A 16,760-nucleotide genomic window follows, 5' to 3' on the forward strand; every position below is an offset into this window, starting at 1 on the left:
ATGTGGGGGGCCTCGCCACCCACACCCCCACCCCGGTCGGCCGCAGGCGCCGCCCGGCCCGCACGGCCCCCCACCAGGCCGGTGCGCCATCCCGCTGTCGGGCGTATACGCCCCCCCGGGGGCACCGTCAGCCGCCGTCCAGCGCGTACCGCGCTCCCGTCAGGTCCGCCGGCGGTCGCGCCGTCCGGCGCGGATGCATTCCCAGAAGAGGGAAGCCGGTGGCGCCGTAAGGAACCACTTCCTCAACATCCGTACAAAGGTGATCGCAACCGCACCAGAAGGAACCAAGAAACGACTCATTGAGCCGGTATGACCGGTAAACACCGCGTTTCGCATCTTGCGATCAAGCCGGACGCCGTAGAACCCTGGGCTGCAAGGGACTGCCGTGGCACGGCAGTTGGGGGTAGGGCCCGGTTGCCAGGCGCGGGGATGGGGGCCCCGCAGAAAGGGATGCCGAGGGGGGCGTCCTGCAACCGGAAGGTCGCGTAACCGTGTCGATATGGTGGAGATGACCCGGTGACGCCGACCAGTCACTGATACGTCCGCCAAGGTCAAGGGGGACCCAAAGCGGGCGAAAGCCAGCAAAAACACACACGCACATGTGCGTGCGGGGGGATGACTCATGACGTCGACGCCGACGGGCGCCCGGCAGGACTTCGACTCGTCTGAGACCACCCGGCTCAGGGTGGTGTCGCACCGAACGGGCCATACCGGCACCATCCACCGGATCAAACGGACGCTGCCCAGATACGACTACGAGCACTACAGCCGACTGGCGGGTCCGCTCACCGAACCGGACCCGACCAAGCCGTACAAGGTCCAGTACCGCTCACTGCTGTCCCAGGAACCGCACCGCATACGCGCCGCCCTCATGCTGGGCGCGGCGCCGCTGCTGTCGCTGATCCTGCTCGCCTGGCTGCTGCAGCCCGAACACTGGACCGAACGCGACTATCCCGCCTACGACTTCCTGCCGGCCCTCGACATCGTGATGCTCGTCTCGATCGGCCTGATCGAGTTCTTCCGGTGCATGAACGTCCTGTCGAACGCGCACGCCACCCTGGTCGCCCGCGACCCGGTCCCGGTGGTGCCCGAGACCGGCACCAGAGTCGCGTTCCTCACCACCTACGTGCCCGGCAAGGAACCACTGTCGATGGTGACGAAGACCCTGGAAGCCGCCGTCCGGCTGCGCCACCGGGGCCTTCTGCATGTCTGGCTCCTCGACGAGGGCGACGATGAGGAGGTGAAGCAGGTCTGCGAGCGCCTGGGCGTGCACCACTTCACCCGCAAGGGCGTCGAGAAGTGGAACCGGCCCAAGGGCCCGCACCGCGCCAAGACCAAGCACGGCAACTACAACGCCTGGCTCGAGGCGCACGGCGGCGAGTACGACTACTTCGCCTCCGTCGACACCGACCACGTGCCGCTGCCCAACTACCTGGAGCGGATGCTCGGTTACTTCCGCGACCCGGACGTCGGCTTCGTCATCGGCCCCCAGGTCTACGGCAACTACGACGCGTTCGTCACCAAGGCCGCCGAGTCCCAGCAGTTCCTCTTCCACGCGCTGATCCAGCGCGCCGGCAACCGCTACGGCGCGCCCATGTTCGTCGGCACCTCCAACGCCGTACGCATCAGCGCGCTGCAGCAGATCGGCGGTCTGTACGACTCGATCACCGAGGACATGGCGACGGGGTTCGAGATGCACCGCCACCGGAACCCGGCCACCGGGAAGAAGTGGAAGTCCGTCTACACCCCGGACGTGCTCGCGGTCGGCGAAGGCCCGGCGGCCTGGACGGACTTCTTCACCCAGCAGCTGCGCTGGTCGCGGGGCACCTACGAGACGATCCTCAAGCAGTACTGGAAGGGCTTCTTCTCACTGCCGCCCGGCAGGCTCTTCAACTACACCATGATGATCATCTTCTACCCGATGTCGGCCCTCAACTGGATCCTGGCGGCGCTGAGCTGCGCCCTGTTCCTGGGCCTCGGCGCATCGGGGGTGAACATCGACCCGACCGTGTGGCTGATGCTGTACGGCAACGCGTCGGCCCTCCAGATCGGCCTGTACATCTGGAACCGCCGGCACAACGTCTCCCCGCACGAGCCGGAGGGCTCCGGCGGTGTGGCGGGCATGGTGATGTCGGCGCTGTCCGCGCCGGTCTACGCCCGCTCGCTCATGGACGCGGTGCTGCGCCGCAAGAGCAGGTTCGTGGTGACGCCCAAGGGCGATTCGGCCAGCCCCGACACGCTGTTCGGGACGTTCCGGATCCACCTGTTCTTCATCCTGGTTTTCGGCGGCTCGATCGTCGCCGGCCTCCTCCTCGGCCACTCCCACCCCGCGATGATCACCTGGGCCTCGCTGGCCCTGCTGATCACGGCCTCACCGATCGTCGCCTGGCGCTGGACCCTGCGGCAGGCGAAGAAGAAGCCGGCCGCCGCGGACGAGCCGCAGGACACCGCGGTGATACCGCACCAGCCCACCGGGCCGCACACACCGGGGCAGCGGCCCGCCCTGGCCGGACATGACGACCAGACCATGCAGATCGCTCTTGGGGGACGCAAGAAATGAATGACCAGGCCGGCCGCCGTCGCGCTCGACGGCTGGCGATCGGCACGGTGGTGGTCCTCGCGCTGGGTGGCATGAACGGACCGTGGCTGTACCGCTTCGGGACGGCGCAGTACCACGACTACGTCATCAACAAGCCGGAGTACAAGGCGGAGAACGGGCACTGGCAGATCGTCGAGTTCCCGAAGGAGTACCGCCAGGACACCATCCACGCCGTGCTGCTGCACACCGGCAAGGTGCTGATGATCGCCGGGTCGGGCAACAACCAGGAGAACTTCGACAAGAAGCAGTTCGACACCCGGATCTGGGACCCCGTCAAGGGCACCATCAAGAAGGTGCCCACACCGAACGACCTGTTCTGCACGGGCCACACCCAGCTCGCGGACGGCAAGATCCTGATCGCGGGCGGCACCAAGCGGTACGAGAAGCTGAAGGGCGACGTCACCAAGGCCGGCGGCCTGATGATCGTCCACAACGAGAACCCGGACAAGCCGATCACCCTCCCCGCGGGCACGAGATTCACGGGCAGGGAGAACGGCAGGACCTTCGTGTCCAAGGACCCGGTGCTCGTACCGCGCGCGACGAAGGTCTTCGACAAGAAGACGGGAAGGTTCCTGCGCAACGACCCCGGTCTCGGCCGTATCTACGTCGAGGCGGAGAAGAGCGGCGCGAAGTACGAGACCGGCACCCAGGACAACTACCGCATCCAGGGCCTGACCGGCGTCGACGCGCGCAACACCTACGGCATCGCGCAGAAGCTCGCCCTCGACAAGAAGGACTTCCAGGGCATCCGGGACGCCTACGAGTTCGACCCGGTCGCTGAGAAGTACATCAAGGTCGACCCGATGAACGAGGCCCGCTGGTACCCGACGCTCACCACGCTGAGCGACGGGAAGATCCTCAGCGTCTCCGGGCTCGACGACATCGGTCAGCTGGTCCCCGGCAAGAACGAGGTTTTCGACCCGAACACGAAGAAGTGGACGTACACCTCGAAGATCCGTCAGTTCCCGACCTACCCCGAGCTGTTCCTGATGCAGAACGGCGAGATCTTCTACTCGGGTTCGAACGCGGGCTACGGTCCGGACAACGTGGGCCGCGACCCGGGTGTCTGGGACGTCGACACCAACAAGTTCACCAAGCTGCCCGGGCTCAGTGACCCGAACATGATGGAGACGTCCGGCACGGTACTGCTGCCGCCCGCGCAGAACGAGAAGTACATGGTGATCGGCGGCGGCGGCGTCGGCGAGTCCAAGCTGTCCAGCAGGAAGACCCGGCTGATCGACCTCAAGGACAAGAACCCGAGGTTCGTCGACGGCCCGTCCCTGGAGAAGGGAACCCGCTACCCGCAGTCCTCGGTCCTGCCCGACGACACGGTGCTCGTCTCGGGCGGCTCGGAGGACTACCGCGGCCGCAGCGACTCCAACATCCTCCAGGCGCGGCTCTACCACCCGGACCGCAACGCCTTCCAGCGGGTCGCCGACCCGCTGGTGGGCCGCAACTACCACTCGGGCTCGATCCTGCTGCCCGACGGGCGCGTGATGTTCTTCGGGTCGGACTCGCTGTACGGCGACAAGGCGAACACCAGGCCGGGAAAGTTCGAGCAACGCATCGAGATATACACGCCGCCGTACCTGTACCGGGATTCCCGGCCGTCGCTGTCGGGCGGGCCGCAGACCATCGCACCGGGCGCCTCGGGGACGTTCACCTCGCAGCACGCGTCGTCGATCCGGAAGGTGCGGCTGATCCGGCCGAGTGCGTCGACGCACGTCACGGACGTGGACCAGCGGTCGATCGCCCTTGACTTCAAGACGTCCGGGGACAGGATCACCGTGACCATGCCGAAGAACAGGAACCTCGTTCTTCCCGGCTGGTACATGCTGTTCGTCGACGACGACCAGGGGACGCCGTCGGTGGCCCAGTGGGTCAAGGTGCCGTAGCTCGTGGGCCCTCGGGGGCGCCCGTAGCTCGTACGCACATGGGGGCGCCCTCCGCCATCGGGGGGCGCCCCCTGTCGTGACGGACGCCAGTGCCGCGACAGGGGGCGCCCCGTCGCGACGCCCGGCACGCTCCCCCAAGCTCTTCGCGCAGGGGGACCCCCACTCGCCGCACCGGACGCCGCTCATTGACGGGCAAACGTCGCCTGTCGCGGCGCTAGTTGCCGGCCTCGGCGAGTTTCAGCGCGTATTCCGCCCACCACTGCCCGGCCTTCGGGCCGCCCTTGCAGGTGCCGTCCGACTCTCCCGGGCGTTTCACCCACAGATAGGCGTCCACCAGCGGGTCCGCCGTCTTCGTCGTCGGCGCCTCGCCCAGGGCCCGGCCCGGCGGGTTGCACCAGCGCTGCTGCGGGTCTCCGTCCGTGTAGGGGCCGTTGCCGTTGCGGCTGGTGTCGATCACGAAGTGCTTGCCGCCGACCTTCGCCGACAACTGCTTGCCGTAGGCGATCGAGTCCTTGGTCGAGTAGAAGTTGGAGACGTTGACCGCGAAGCCGTCCGCCCGGTCGACGCCCGCCTGCTGCAGCGGCTCGAAGATCTCGTCCGGGTGCTGCCAGCCGGCGTTGCCGGCGTCCAGGTAGACCTTGGTGTTCGGCAGCGCCTTCAGCGTGGTGATCGCGCCTTTGAGCAGGTCGTAGCGCTCCTCGTGGAACTGGTCCGGCGTGCACCCGTCCACCATGTGCAGCACCGCGTCGGGCTCCAGGACCACCGTGGTGTGCCGGTCCCCGATGCCCCGGGCCACACCGTCGATCCACGCCCGGTAGGCGTTGCCGTCGGCCGCGCCGCCCTGCGAGAACTGGCCGCAGTCGCGGTGCGGGATGTTGTAGAGGACCAGGAGGGCGGTCCGGTCCGCCTTCTCGGCGGCCTCGGTGAAGCCCCGGGCCTCCGCCTCCGGGTTCTCCGGGCCGATCCACTCCCCCGTCGGCTGCTCGGCGATCTTCCTGATCCGGTCCGCCTCGGCCCGCCTCCCGGCCTTCTCGTACGCGGTGACCTGCCGTGCCGCGTTCCCGTCCGGGTTGACCCAGAACGGGTCCGACGCCTTGGGCTGCTGGGTGACCCTGCCGCCCGAGCCGCCCTTCTCCTCCTCGCCCCCGCCTCCGGACGATGAACACCCGGCCAGCAGTAACGCGGCTCCCACCGCGGCCGCCGTGGCCACGCGTGCCCCCGCACCCCTCGTCCCGTACATCCAACTCCCCCTTGGCTGTACCGCCTTACGCCCCAATCGTGACATACCCACCGGGTCATGGTGAGCCGCTCGTCAGGTACGCCGACACGGCCACGTTGGCCGAGTACGTGTCGCTCGCCCTGTCGTAGGTGCCGCCGCAGGTGATCAGCCGCAGCTCGGCCCGGCCCGGCTCACGCTGCCCGTACGCCTGCCGGGCGTCGAAGTGGTCACGGGAGAGCACCTCGACGTCCTCGACGGTGAACTCGGCGACCCTGCCGTCGTCGCGTACCACCCGCACCGTGGCGCCCGGCCGGAGGCTGCCGATCCGGTAGAAGACGGCGGGCTTGCTCCGGGTGTCGACGTGCCCGACGAACAGCGCCGTCCCGGCGGCCCCCGGGGTCACCCCGCCCTGGTACCACGCGACCACCCCGGGCTCGTCGAACGGGGGCGGGTCGACGGCACCCCGCGCGTCCAGGCCGCGCGCCACCACCGGTGCCTGCACGCCCAGGTCGGGGATGTCGACGCGCAGCGGCAGGGCTTGCCTCAGCGGCCGTGCGGCAGGCGGTAGCTGCGCCGTCGGGGGGCGGCCGACGGCGGCCATGTCACCGGTCGTCGGTGCGGAGATCCCTTGTCGTACGTCGGTGACCTCGCGGCCCCACATCCACAGCCCGAGCAGCAGGACCACCCAGGCGACGCCCATCAGCAGGCGCCCGGTACCGCAGGAACGTTCGTGCCCGGACATCGCTCACTCCGTGCCACGGTCCCGGCGGGCGCCGCGCGCGACGACCACGACTCCGGCGACACCCGCGAGGATCAGCCCGATCACCGCCTGCCGCAGACCGGGCCCAGGGACCCGGGGGTCGTCGGAGGAGGCATCCGCCGTACCACCGCCGCCCGCGTGCACCGGCGCGACCGGCGAGGACGCCGACGACGGAGAGGACAGGGAGGAGACGGAGGACGGGGAGGAGGGACTGGAGAGGGCAGCGGGGCCGGGCGGCGAGTTCGCGGGGGCGGCGGACGCCGTACCGGTGGTGGTGTACGGCGTGGGGCTGTACGGCGCGATGGGAGTGGACTGCGTGGCGCTGTACGGCGCGGACGCCGTCGGGCCGGCCACGGTGAGCGTGTCGCTGATCTCCCGGCCGTCGCAGCCGACCGTCACCTGGTACCGGCCCGGCGACAGCGCCGAGCGGACCCTGGTGTCGCCGGACAGCGTGCCGTCGCCTCCGACCAGCCGTACCTGAGCCACGAACGCGTCCGACACCGCGGTGCCGGTCGTGCCGGGGCAGCCCCGTACGGCCAGCCGCACGTCGCTGCCGGGCGCGGGGAACGCGGGGGTCAGGACGATGCCCTGCGCGTCCGCGGCGTACGCCGCGGACGTGAGGACTCCCGCGACGACGGCGCCCGCACAGAGGGTGAGCCGCAGTGAACCCATCGTGAACCTCCCGATACCAGGAGACTCCCCCGACGGGCACTCCGGCGCATCCGGACGGGACCCTCGACTACTCCGTACGAGGGGCGGGTCCTGCGCCGTACGGGCTGCTCACCGCACCGTGCGGGCGGGGTGCGGACGGCCGCCGGGTCCGCGATCGAGTTCCCGGCGCCGCACCCCGCGCGCAGGGTCAGACCCGGTCGACGAGGTCCGCGATCGAGTTCACCACGTGGGAAGGGCGGAAGGGGTAGCGGTCGATGTCCTCGGGCGTGGTCAGCCCGGTGAGCACCAGGAACGTCTGCATGCCTGCCTCCATGCCGGCCAGCACGTCGGTGTCCATCCGGTCGCCGATCATCGCGCTGGTCTCGGAGTGAGCCCCGAGCGTGTTCAGCCCGGTCCGCATCATCAGCGGGTTCGGTTTGCCCGCGAAGTACGGCTTCTTGCCGGTCGCCTTGGTGATCAGCGCCGCGACCGCGCCGGTGGCGGGCAGCGGGCCCTCGGTGGAGGGGCCGGTCTCGTCGGGGTTGGTGCAGATGAACCGGGCGCCGTTCTTGATCAGCCGGACCGCCCTGGTCATCGCCTCGAAGGAGTAGGTGCGGGTCTCGCCGAGGACCACGTAGTCGGGCTCGTGGTCGGTCAGGATGTAGCCGATGTCGTGCAGCGCCGTCGTCAGCCCGGCCTCGCCGATGACGTACGCGGTGCCGCCGGGCCGCTGGTCGTCCAGGAACTTGGCGGTGGCCAGGGCCGAGGTCCAGATGTTCTCCAACGGCACGTCCAGACCCATGCGACGCAGCCTGGCGTGCAGGTCGCGCGGGGTGTAGATCGAGTTGTTGGTGAGCACGAGGAAGGGCTTGCCGGACTCGCGCAGCTTCTTCAGAAAGGCGTCGGCGCCGGGGATCGGAACACCTTCGTGGATGAGCACGCCGTCCATGTCGGTGAGCCATGACTCGATGGGCTTGCGCTCTGCCATGTGCGATCTCCTGCCGTACGCAAGGGGAACCGGGGACTCCGGGGACGCCGGAAGACGGTGCGCCCGGGGCCCCAGCGTAATCAGGGCCGGTCGGTTCGCTTCCCCCCGGGCACGGAGTACCGCGCGCGGGCCCGGCGGTGCCACCGGTACAGCAGCAGGGGCAGGCCCGCGGCGAGGAGGCCGCCCGCCGTCAGGAGCAGTCCGCCGGCCATCGTGCCGAGGCCGCGCGGCGCCTGGGGGCCGGTGTCGGCGAGCGCCTCGGCGGCCTGACTGCGGCGGGGGGCGGGCGACCGGGAGCCGGATTCCGTGTTGGTCCGGGCACCAGCCTCGATCGTGAACCGGTAGTCGTTCGACTGACCGACCCAGTCGCCGTCGTCGCCGCGCCGCCGCACGATCGCGGCGGTCGCCACGACGTCGTCCTGCGGGGTACCGGAGGCGAGCGCGAGCCGCACCTTCACGCTGAGGGTCTGGCCCGGGGCCAGGGTGAAGCCGGGGAAGCCGTCGTCGAAGGGACCGACCAGTTCCTGCTCGTCGGTGCGTTCGAAGGTGACGGGGTGCGGATGGTCGCCGTCGAAGAACTCCAGCTTGGCCTGGGCGGCCGTCAGCGCGCGGTGCGTGTCGACGAGGACGAGGACCGGGTGGATGTTGCCGCAGGGCTGCGCGGAGGTGTTCTTCAGGTCGATGTACCAGGTGTGGGCGGCGCCACCGGCCGCGTAGCGCCTGGGTCCGCCGCGGATGCGGGCGGTGAGGGGGAAGGTGTGCTGGTCCCGCCCGGCGCAGCTGGGCTTCGTGTCGGCCGGGAGCGCGGCTGCGGGTGCCTGGAGGAGGACGGCGGCGACGAGGGCGCAGGGCAGGAGCAGGGCCAGCGGGGCGCGGAGGACCAGCGGAGCACGGAAGGCCAGCGGAGCACGAAAGGCCAGCGGAGCACGAAAGGCCAGCGGAGCACGAAAGGCCAGCGGAGCACGAAAGGCCAGCGGGGCGCGGAGGGCAGCGCTAAGGGCCAGGCGGGTCGGGTCGGCCCGCCTGGCCCGCAGGGGCCGGCGGGCGCCATGCCGGGGATTCTTTCCGGTCCCGGCTCGCCAAGGGCCGGTCCCGGCCCGCCGAAGCGGACAGGCCCGCCAGGGCAGGTACGGCTGTCGCGGCTTGCGAGGCCATCGGGCCTTGCGAAGCTGCTGGGGCTGCCGGGGCAGTGGGGTCCGTCGAGACTGTCGCATGAAGATATGACCGGACAGGAGGAGTCACCCCAGGGCGCGCCACGCCCTCCGAGCCCGACCGGCCCGCCCAAGTCCCCCCGATCAGCGCAGTCACCACGCCCGCGGCGGGGCACGGTCGCCGGGCCCACGGCAGGCACAGTCGCCGCGCCTGCGGCAGGGCGGTAGCCCGGGTCACCCCTCCGCCCGACCGAACAACGGCGCGAGCAGCAACTGGGCCGCGCCCTCCGCCACGCCGCGCGCCCCGCCGGGAGCCAGGGCCACCGGTACGGCAGCGGTCGAGCCCTCGCGCCGGGCGCGTGCGTCGAGGACGGCGCCCACTCCCCGGACGAAGGAGTCCGGGTGCGCGGCGACGGTACGGCCGCCGAGCAGCACCAGGTCGATGTCGAGCAGCCCGGCCAGGTTGGCGGCGCCCACGCCGAGGACGCGTGCCGCCTCGGGCACGTCGCCGCGCGCGACGGCGGCGAGGCAGAGCGCCTCCAGGCAGCCCCGGTTCCCACACCCGCACGGCGGCCCGTCGAGCTGGATCACCTGGTGGCCGAACTCCCCCGCCCCGGTCCGCGCGCCCCGGTGCACGGCGCCGCCGAGCACCAGCCCGGCGCCGAGCCCGGTCCCGAGGTGCAGATAGGCGAACGACGCATCCGTCGTCTCGGCCGCACCGCCGAGCGCGAGCCCGAGCGCGGCGGCGTTGGTGTCCTTGTCGACGACGACGGGCACCGCCAGCCGCCGGGCCAGCGCCTCCCGCAACGGGAACCCGTCCCACTCGGGGAACCCGGTGACCCGGTGCAGCACACCGTGCCGGTGGTCGAGCGGGCCGGGCAGAGCTGCCCCGACGCCGAGTACGGCCACCTCGCCCACCAGTCCCTGGACCTCGCGGGCCGCCCCCTCGACGACGGCCTCCGCCCCCGCGCCCAGGTCCAGCGGAACCCGCCGCTCCGCGACCACCGCACCGGTGAGGTCGCACAGCACCGCCCGCAGCTCGTCCCGGTCCAGATGCAGCCCCACGGCGTGCCCGGCGCCCGGCACCAGCCGCAGCACCGTACGTGGCTTGCCGCCGGTGGAGGCACGGCGGCCCGCCTCCGCCACGAGTCCGTCCGTCCGCAACCGGGCGGTGATCTTGCTGACGGCCTGCGGAGTGAGCCCGGTCCGCTCCGCGAGCTCCAGCCGGCTGATCCCGGGCTCCCCGGCCGCTCGCAGCAGATCCAGCACCAGAGCCGTGTTGTGGCTGCGCAGGGCCAGCAGGTTCACGCCGCTCGCCACGGTCCCTCCGCCCTGCCTGCCGCCTTCGCCCGGTCTCGCGTACGTCCTGTTCACGCCCCCATTGTCCCCGGCGCTTGCACTTTGGCAACAGTGTTGCGAAAGTGGGGCGCATGACTGGCACAGCCCCTGGCACTGACACCCCCCTCCGCGTGGGCCTGGTCGGCTACGGCCTCGCCGGCTCCGTCTTCCACGCCCCGCTGATCGCCGCCACCGAGGGCCTGGTCCTCGACACGGTCGTCACCTCCAACCCGGAGCGGCAGCAGCAGGTCCGCACCGAGTTCCCGGACGTGCGGCTCGCCGCCACCGCCGACGAGCTGTGGCCGCGCGCCGGCGAACTCGACCTGATCGTCGTCGCCTCGCCGAACAAGACGCACGTCCCGATCGCCACCGCCGCCCTGGAGGCCGGCCTGCCGGTCGTGGTCGACAAGCCGGTCGCGGGCACGGCTGCCGAGGCGCGCGGGCTGGCGACCCTGGCCGAGGAGCGGGGCCTGCTGCTCTCGGTCTTCCAGAACCGCCGCTGGGACAACGACTTCCTGACCCTGCGCAAGCTGCTGGCCGAGGGCGAGCTGGGCGACGTCTGGCGCTTCGAGTCCCGCTTCGAGCGCTGGCGACCGAAGCCCAAGGGCGGCTGGCGCGAATCCGGGGACCCGGCAGAGATCGGAGGTCTGCTGTACGACCTGGGCAGCCATGTCGTCGACCAGGCACTGGTCCTCTTCGGCCCGGTCACCTCGGTGTACGCCGAGTCCGACGTCCGCCGCCCGGGCGCGGAGGCGGACGACGACACGTTCATCGCGCTCACGCACACCAGCGGTGTCCGCTCCCACCTGTACGTCTCGGCGACGGCGGCCCAGCTGGGCCCCCGCTTCCGGGTGCTGGGCTCGCGGGCCGGGTACGTCAAGTACGGCCTGGACCCCCAGGAGGCAGCCCTGCGCGAGGGGCTGCGCCCCGGCCCGGAGTGGGGGCAGGAGCCCGAATCCCTGTGGGGCCGTATCGGCGCCGGGGACTCCCCGCTGACCGGCGGCGGCGACGCCGTGCCGACCGTCCCCGGCGACTACCCGGCGTACTACAAGGCGGTCGCCGCGGCTCTGCGCGAGGACGGCCCGAACCCGGTGACGGCCCTGGAGGCGGCCGAGGCCCTGGACGTCCTGGAGGCCGCGCGACGCTCGGCCCACGAGGGCGTGGAGGTGAAGCTGTGACTGCCACGGCCCCCGAAATCCCCGATGTCCCCGAACTCGAGGAGCAGGAGCACCGCCTGACGCTGTCTCACTTCACCTACGACGACGCGTGGCGGCTGGGCACGCTGCTGGTGGAGCTGGCGCGGGCGCGCAAGGCCCCGGTGGCCATCGACATCCGGCGCGGTGGCCAGCAGCTCTTCCACGCGGCGCTGCCCGGTTCGACCCCGGACAACGACGCCTGGATCGACCGCAAGCGCCGCGTGGTCGAACGCTACGGCTGCTCGTCCCTGCTGGTCGGCTCACGCTTTCGCGCCAAGGGCACGACGTTCGAGGAGTCGTCCCGCCTGGACCCCGACGTCTACGCGGCCCACGGAGGCGCGTTCCCGGTCAGGGTGGAGGGGGCCGGGGTGATCGGCACGGTGGTGGTGTCGGGGCTGCCGCAGGTGGAGGACCACCGGTTGGTGGTCGAAGCGTTGGAGAGGTTCAAGAACCAGGGGTTGCCGCGCCCCTGAAGGGGCGCGGCGAACTGCGCGAGCAACCGGCTACGGCCTTGGAGCCGCCGACCTCGCGCAGTTCCCACCCCTCAGGCGTCCTTCAACTCCTGCCGCTGCCGCCCCAGTCCGTCGATCTCCAGCTCCACCACATCCCCGGCCCGAAGGAACGGCTTCGGCTCGGGCAGCCCCAGCGCAACCCCCGCCGGCGTCCCCGTGTTGATGACGTCACCGGGGTACAGCGTCATGAACCGACTGACATACCGCACGACTTCGGCGACCGGGAAGATCTGCTCGGCAGTGGTCCCGTCCTGCTTCAGTTCCCCGTTGACCCACAGCTTGAGGGACAGGTTCTGCGGGTCGGCCACCTCATCGGCCGTCACGAGCCAGGGGCCGAGCGGATTGAACGTCTCGCAGTTCTTCCCCTTGTCCCAGGTCCCCCCGTGCTCGAGCTGGAACTCGCGCTCGGAGACGTCGTGCGCGACGGCGTACCCGGCGACATGCGCGAGCGCCTCCTCCCGGGACTCCAGGTACCGGGCCGTACGCCCGATGACGACCGCGAGTTCCACCTCCCAGTCGGTCTTGGTGGACCCGCGCGGCACGAGCACCGTGTCGTTGGGGCCGACCACCGTGTCCGCCGCCTTGAAGAAGATCACCGGCTCGGCGGGCGGCTCGGCACCGGTCTCGCGGGCGTGGTCGTGGTAGTTCAGCCCGATGCAGACGATCTTGCCGATCCGGGCGAGCGGCGGTCCGATGCGCAGCCCGGTGGGGTCCAGCGCGGGCAGCTCACCGCTCTCGGCCGCGGCACGCATCCGGCCGAGCGCGGCGTCGTCGGCGAGCAGCGGCCCGTCGATGTCCGGGACGAGACCGGACAGGTCCCGCAGGGTTCCCTGGGCGTCGAGCAGCGCGGGCCGCTCCGACCCCGCCGTACCGACTCGCAGCAGCTTCATGGTCACAGTCTCCCTAGTTCGCGGACAGTCCGCCGAAGGGTTCGGCCAAGTGCGCCCAGGTGCGGCCGGGTGCGGCCGGAGCCGCAGCCATCGGAGGACTGGTCGATCCTCCAAGGTCGTGCGGTCAGTCCGCAATACCCCGTTCACGGACTGGACCGCCGACGACCCCGGCCCCGGCCTGATCCGGCCCCGGCGCGCTCAGCGGTGGAGCACCGCCCGCTCCACCGCGCTCCACGTCGTACTGGTGACCACGTACAGCGCTGCGGCCAGCGGCACCACCGCCACGGTGACGAGGGTGAAGAAGGACAGGAACGGCATGGCCTTGGTGACCGCGCCGAGCCCGGGGACCTGTTCGCCGTCGCCTGCCTGAACCGGGCTTTCGGCCATCGTCCGCTTCGTACGCCGGTAGTTGAAGGCGGCGACGCCCGCGACGAGCGCGAACAGTCCCAGGTAGACGAGCCCGGCAGGCCCGAGCGGCCCGCCGTGGCCGAGCGCGTCGGCCCACCGGTCGCCGAGCGGCGCGGCGAACAGCGCGTGGGCGAGCAGGTGGTTGCCCTCGCCGCCGATCCTCGTGCTCGAGAACAGGTGGTAGAGGAGGAAGAAGGCGGGCAGTTGGAGGAGGGCCGGCAGCAGGCCGGACAGCGGGGAGACCTTCTCCTCCGCGTGCAGGGCCAGCACCGCCTTCTGGAACTTCTCGGGATCCTTCGCGTGCTTCTTCTTCAGCTCGGCGATCCGCGGCTGCAGCCGGGCGCGGGCCTGCTGTCCACGCGCGGCGGCGCGGGAGAGGGGGTGGACGAGGAGTCGTACGAGCGCGGTGAACAGGACGATCGCGGCCGCCGCCGCGGAGGCGTGGAAGAACGGCTGGAGCAGGTCGGCCAGCCGTTCGACCAGGCCGGCAAACAGGGACATGAACGCGGACATGGCTGAGCCCTCCGGGGTCTCGTCGTGCCGGGGTGGTGTGGGTGTCGGCATGACGACCCGCGCGGGGTCACGGGCCTACGGCGGACATGGCCGTACGGCCTCGCCGTATGACGCCGTGGCCGTACGACGAGGACGTGCCCTACGCGGTGGTCGCCGGAAGGGCACGCCCCGGTGCCCGTGGTCGCGTACGGCCCGGGGCGTCGGGGTCCCGCTGCGGCAGGAACGCCGTACGGTGCTGCCGGTCCCGTATCGCCGTCCGCACCCGGGTCGGCGGCACGGCGGGCACGCTGCGGGCGGCGATCAGCGCGCAGACGGCGAGGGCGGAACCGACGGCGGCGGTCGCGGCGACGGCGACGGCGGTGGGGAGGCTGCCGGTGTCGAGGAGGGCGACCTCGAGGAGCAGGAGCAGCAGTGCGGCGGCGGGACGCAGCTGCGCCCAGGTCCGGATCATTCGCACTCCTCCCCCAACTCGCTTGCCCTCACTGTGGTTGTCGCAGTCATCGCAGTCGTCGCAGTTGCTGCAGTTGCTGCAGGTTGCCGTTATACAGGCTCGATCTCGAGCGGCTGCAACATCCTCTTCGGCTTCAGCAGTGCCCGGCTGACCGGATCGGCCGGGTCGGGGTCGAGTCCGGGTCCCGGCAGCATCTCAACGTCCTCGGCGGGCACGACGGTTCCACAGGCGGGGCACTCGCCGTAGGGGCCCAGTTCCCTGTCCGTGCCGCAGGTCGCGTGCCGGAAGACGCGCAACTGCTCCTCCGAGCAGTGCTCACGCCCCCACCGGCCGAGCGCCCGCAGGGTGGGCCACAGGGCGATGCCGCGGTCGGTCGGGACGTACTCGTCGCGCGGCGGGGAGTCCTGGTAGCGGCGCTTCTCGAGGATGCCCTCGGCGGTCAGGGTCTGGAGACGGGCCGCGAGGACGGCGCGCGGGATGCCGAGGTGGACCAGGAAGTCGTTGTAGCGCCGTACGCCGTAGAGCGCGTCGCGCACGACGAGCAGCGTCCAGCGCTCGCCGACGATCTCCAGCGCGCGGGCGATGGAGCACTCCTGCGTCGCGTAGTCCTTGCCGAGAGCCATGAGCTCACTGTAGCGACTTTCCGACACGCATGGTTCATTCACCGAATCGACTTTGCCCCATATTGATTCAATGACCGAACCGACCCTGCTAGCGTCTTTGACAGACCGAGGGTTCAATGACCGAACCTTACGATCCGACCCCGCCTCGGAAGGGCAGGCCATGCCACAGCTGGAACGCACCGCACCGACTGCGGGAACCCACACCACCCCCGCCGCCCACGAGACCCCACGGGCGGCCGCCACACTTGCCCTGACCAGCGCGGCCACCGCCGTGGCACTGATGACGTACACCGCGCCGGCGGTCACACTTCCCGCCACGGTCGCCGCCCTGCACACCCCGCTCTCCGCCCAGGCCTGGCTGCTCAACGGCACCCCGCTCGGCCTCGCCGCGCTGCTCCTGGTGGCCGGCAGCCTCGCCGACGACCACGGGCGCCGCCGGATCTTCGTGGCCGGCACGGTCGCCCTCGGCATCACCACCGTGCTCGGCGCCTTCGCGACCTCGACATGGCTGTTCACGCTGGCCCGGATCGCGCAGGGCGCCGCGAGCGCGGCACTCCTCGCCAGCAGCCTCGGCCTGCTGGTGCACGCCTACCCGACCCCGCGCGGCAGGCTGCACGCGACCGGCGTGTGGGGCGCGTTCGTCAGCGGCGGCATCGCGGTGGGACCGCTGGTCGCCGGGGCGCTGCCCGGCTGGCGGCCGGCCTACGGGGTCCTGGGCGCCGCGGCACTGATCGTCGCGGCCCTGTCCGCCCGGGTGCTGACGGAGTCCCGCGCGCCGCGGGGCGGACGGCCCGACCTGGCGGGCGCCCTGGTCTTCAGCCTGGCCCTCGTCTCCCTGGTGGCGGCGCTCACGCTGGGCCGGGACGGCTGGCTGCGCACACCGGTGGCGCTGCTGCTGGCGGCGGCCGTGGTCCTGATCGCGGCCTTCGCCCTGATAGAACACCGCACCCGCACCCCGATGATCGACCTGACCCTGCTGCGCCGCCCGCGCTTCCTCGGCTCCGCGGCGGGCGGCCTGTTCACGGGCCTGGCGGTGATCGGCCTGTTCACCTTCCTGCCGACGCTGCTCCAGCGGACGCTGGGGCTGAGCCCGATGGCCACGGCGTGGCTGTTCGCGCTGTGGTCCGGGCTGTCCTTCGCGGTCGCGCTCCAGGTGAAGCGGCTGCCGGGCCGCTTCTCGCCCCGTCACCAGCTGGCCCTCGGATTCGCGCTGCACGCCGTTGCCGTCCTGACGCTGCTCGGCGCGGTGGGCTCCGGCTCCTGGACGCGCGTACTGCCGGGGCTGGTGATCGGAGGCGTGGGCAGCGGCCTGCTGAACGCGGCGCTCCCCCGGGTCGCCGTGGAGTCGGTGCCCGCCGAGCGCGCGGCGATGGGCTCGGGCGCCCAGCAGACGTTCCGCTACATCGGCTCCTGCGCGGGCGTGGCCCTCACCATCGCCCTGGCCACATCGGGCGGCCCCGGTTCACTGGCGCACGGGGCGAACGTCGCGGCGGTCGTCTCGGCGGGCCTGGCGCTGGTGGGCGCGGCCGCCGTTCTGGTGCTGCGGGAGCGGGCGTGAGGGCTTCT

15 protein-coding genes are annotated in these 16,760 nt (G+C 71.5%); 5 read left to right on the forward strand and 10 right to left on the reverse strand.

Annotation, left to right across the window (positions count from 1 at the left end; genetic code table 11):
* Nucleotides 1-622 precede the first annotated feature (622 nt).
* Entirely contained in the window at nt 623-2,560 is a 1,938-nt protein-coding gene (locus tag ACFYZJ_RS15090) for a glycosyltransferase family 2 protein (RefSeq protein ID WP_388567391.1), read from the forward strand.
* Nucleotides 2,557-4,494 (forward strand): galactose oxidase-like domain-containing protein, encoded by a 1,938-nt coding sequence (locus ACFYZJ_RS15095; RefSeq protein WP_388567394.1) that lies wholly within the window; start codon nt 2,557-2,559, stop codon nt 4,492-4,494. The genes ACFYZJ_RS15090 and ACFYZJ_RS15095 overlap by 4 nt, the downstream gene beginning before the upstream one ends.
* Nucleotides 4,495-4,708: 214 nt before the next feature.
* Here the strand turns inward: ACFYZJ_RS15095 and ACFYZJ_RS15100 are convergent, their stop codons facing one another.
* The 6 genes from ACFYZJ_RS15100 to ACFYZJ_RS15125 all read right to left on the reverse strand — a co-directional run bounded on the left by ACFYZJ_RS15100 (nt 4,709) and on the right by ACFYZJ_RS15125 (nt 10,637).
* Nucleotides 4,709-5,734, reverse strand: coding sequence for a glycoside hydrolase family 6 protein (locus ACFYZJ_RS15100; protein WP_388567397.1), 1,026 nt, complete (start codon nt 5,732-5,734; stop codon nt 4,709-4,711).
* Nucleotides 5,735-5,789: 55 nt separating this feature from the next.
* Nucleotides 5,790-6,455, reverse strand: coding sequence for a class F sortase (locus ACFYZJ_RS15105; RefSeq protein ID WP_388567400.1), 666 nt, complete (start codon nt 6,453-6,455; stop codon nt 5,790-5,792).
* Nucleotides 6,456-6,458: 3 nt separating this feature from the next.
* Nucleotides 6,459-7,145 (reverse strand): hypothetical protein, encoded by a 687-nt coding sequence (locus ACFYZJ_RS15110; RefSeq protein ID WP_388567403.1) that lies wholly within the window; start codon nt 7,143-7,145, stop codon nt 6,459-6,461.
* 187 nt (nt 7,146-7,332) lie between these two features.
* On the reverse strand, nt 7,333-8,112 hold the full coding sequence (locus ACFYZJ_RS15115) for an HAD-IIA family hydrolase (protein WP_388567406.1): 780 nt from the start codon (nt 8,110-8,112) through the stop codon (nt 7,333-7,335).
* Between the two features lie 80 nt (nt 8,113-8,192).
* Nucleotides 8,193-9,326 (reverse strand): hypothetical protein, encoded by a 1,134-nt coding sequence (locus tag ACFYZJ_RS15120; RefSeq protein WP_388567408.1) that lies wholly within the window; start codon nt 9,324-9,326, stop codon nt 8,193-8,195.
* Between the two features lie 171 nt (nt 9,327-9,497).
* Nucleotides 9,498-10,637 (reverse strand): ROK family protein, encoded by a 1,140-nt coding sequence (locus ACFYZJ_RS15125; protein WP_388567411.1) that lies wholly within the window; start codon nt 10,635-10,637, stop codon nt 9,498-9,500.
* Nucleotides 10,638-10,693: 56 nt separating this feature from the next.
* Between ACFYZJ_RS15125 and ACFYZJ_RS15130 the strand changes: the two genes are divergently transcribed.
* Nucleotides 10,694-11,779: a Gfo/Idh/MocA family oxidoreductase gene (locus ACFYZJ_RS15130; protein ID WP_388567414.1), complete on the forward strand. Its 1,086-nt coding sequence runs from the start codon at nt 10,694-10,696 to the stop codon at nt 11,777-11,779.
* Nucleotides 11,776-12,270 carry a heme-degrading domain-containing protein gene (locus ACFYZJ_RS15135; RefSeq protein WP_388567416.1) on the forward strand — a complete coding sequence of 165 codons (495 nt, stop codon included), beginning with the start codon at nt 11,776-11,778 and terminating at the stop codon, nt 12,268-12,270. Before ACFYZJ_RS15130 ends, ACFYZJ_RS15135 begins: the two co-directional genes overlap by 4 nt.
* A gap of 71 nt (nt 12,271-12,341) precedes the next feature.
* On the opposite strand, the gene ACFYZJ_RS15140 is transcribed toward ACFYZJ_RS15135, so the two are convergent.
* The 4 genes from ACFYZJ_RS15140 to ACFYZJ_RS15155 form a co-directional block, all read right to left on the reverse strand.
* Nucleotides 12,342-13,199: a fumarylacetoacetate hydrolase family protein gene (locus ACFYZJ_RS15140; RefSeq protein WP_388567419.1), complete on the reverse strand. Its 858-nt coding sequence runs from the start codon at nt 13,197-13,199 to the stop codon at nt 12,342-12,344.
* Between the two features lie 198 nt (nt 13,200-13,397).
* Nucleotides 13,398-14,108, reverse strand: coding sequence for a membrane protein insertase YidC (gene yidC / locus ACFYZJ_RS15145; RefSeq protein ID WP_388567422.1), 711 nt, complete (start codon nt 14,106-14,108; stop codon nt 13,398-13,400).
* A 151-nt stretch (nt 14,109-14,259) separates the two neighbouring features.
* Nucleotides 14,260-14,571 (reverse strand): DUF6412 domain-containing protein, encoded by a 312-nt coding sequence (locus tag ACFYZJ_RS15150; protein WP_388567425.1) that lies wholly within the window; start codon nt 14,569-14,571, stop codon nt 14,260-14,262.
* Between the two features lie 89 nt (nt 14,572-14,660).
* A complete protein-coding gene (locus tag ACFYZJ_RS15155) occupies nt 14,661-15,194 on the reverse strand; it encodes a winged helix-turn-helix transcriptional regulator (protein ID WP_388567427.1) in 534 nt (177 codons plus the stop codon).
* Between the two features lie 160 nt (nt 15,195-15,354).
* Here ACFYZJ_RS15155 and ACFYZJ_RS15160 point away from each other — a divergent pair, with 160 nt between their 5' ends.
* Nucleotides 15,355-16,752: an MFS transporter gene (locus tag ACFYZJ_RS15160; protein ID WP_388567430.1), complete on the forward strand. Its 1,398-nt coding sequence runs from the start codon at nt 15,355-15,357 to the stop codon at nt 16,750-16,752.
* The last annotated feature ends 8 nt before the right edge of the window (nt 16,753-16,760 follow it).

The sequence above is a fragment of the Streptomyces sp. NPDC001848 genome, from assembly GCF_042891915.1.
GTDB lineage: Bacteria > Actinomycetota > Actinomycetes > Streptomycetales > Streptomycetaceae > Streptomyces.

Coding starts and splice junctions, on each gene's coding strand:
- ACFYZJ_RS15090 (WP_388567391.1), top strand. CDS start 623: ATGACGTCGACGCCGACGGGCGCCCGGCAGGACTTCGACTCGTCTGAG.
- ACFYZJ_RS15095 (WP_388567394.1), top strand. CDS start 2,557: ATGAATGACCAGGCCGGCCGCCGTCGCGCTCGACGGCTGGCGATCGGC.
- ACFYZJ_RS15100 (WP_388567397.1), bottom strand. CDS start 5,734: ATGTACGGGACGAGGGGTGCGGGGGCACGCGTGGCCACGGCGGCCGCG.
- ACFYZJ_RS15105 (WP_388567400.1), bottom strand. CDS start 6,455: ATGTCCGGGCACGAACGTTCCTGCGGTACCGGGCGCCTGCTGATGGGC.
- ACFYZJ_RS15110 (WP_388567403.1), bottom strand. CDS start 7,145: ATGGGTTCACTGCGGCTCACCCTCTGTGCGGGCGCCGTCGTCGCGGGA.
- ACFYZJ_RS15115 (WP_388567406.1), bottom strand. CDS start 8,112: ATGGCAGAGCGCAAGCCCATCGAGTCATGGCTCACCGACATGGACGGC.
- ACFYZJ_RS15120 (WP_388567408.1), bottom strand. CDS start 9,326: ATGCGACAGTCTCGACGGACCCCACTGCCCCGGCAGCCCCAGCAGCTT.
- ACFYZJ_RS15130 (WP_388567414.1), top strand. CDS start 10,694: ATGACTGGCACAGCCCCTGGCACTGACACCCCCCTCCGCGTGGGCCTG.
- ACFYZJ_RS15140 (WP_388567419.1), bottom strand. CDS start 13,199: ATGAAGCTGCTGCGAGTCGGTACGGCGGGGTCGGAGCGGCCCGCGCTG.
- yidC (WP_388567422.1), bottom strand. CDS start 14,108: ATGTCCCTGTTTGCCGGCCTGGTCGAACGGCTGGCCGACCTGCTCCAG.
- ACFYZJ_RS15150 (WP_388567425.1), bottom strand. CDS start 14,571: ATGATCCGGACCTGGGCGCAGCTGCGTCCCGCCGCCGCACTGCTGCTC.
- ACFYZJ_RS15155 (WP_388567427.1), bottom strand. CDS start 15,194: ATGGCTCTCGGCAAGGACTACGCGACGCAGGAGTGCTCCATCGCCCGC.
- ACFYZJ_RS15160 (WP_388567430.1), top strand. CDS start 15,355: ATGCCACAGCTGGAACGCACCGCACCGACTGCGGGAACCCACACCACC.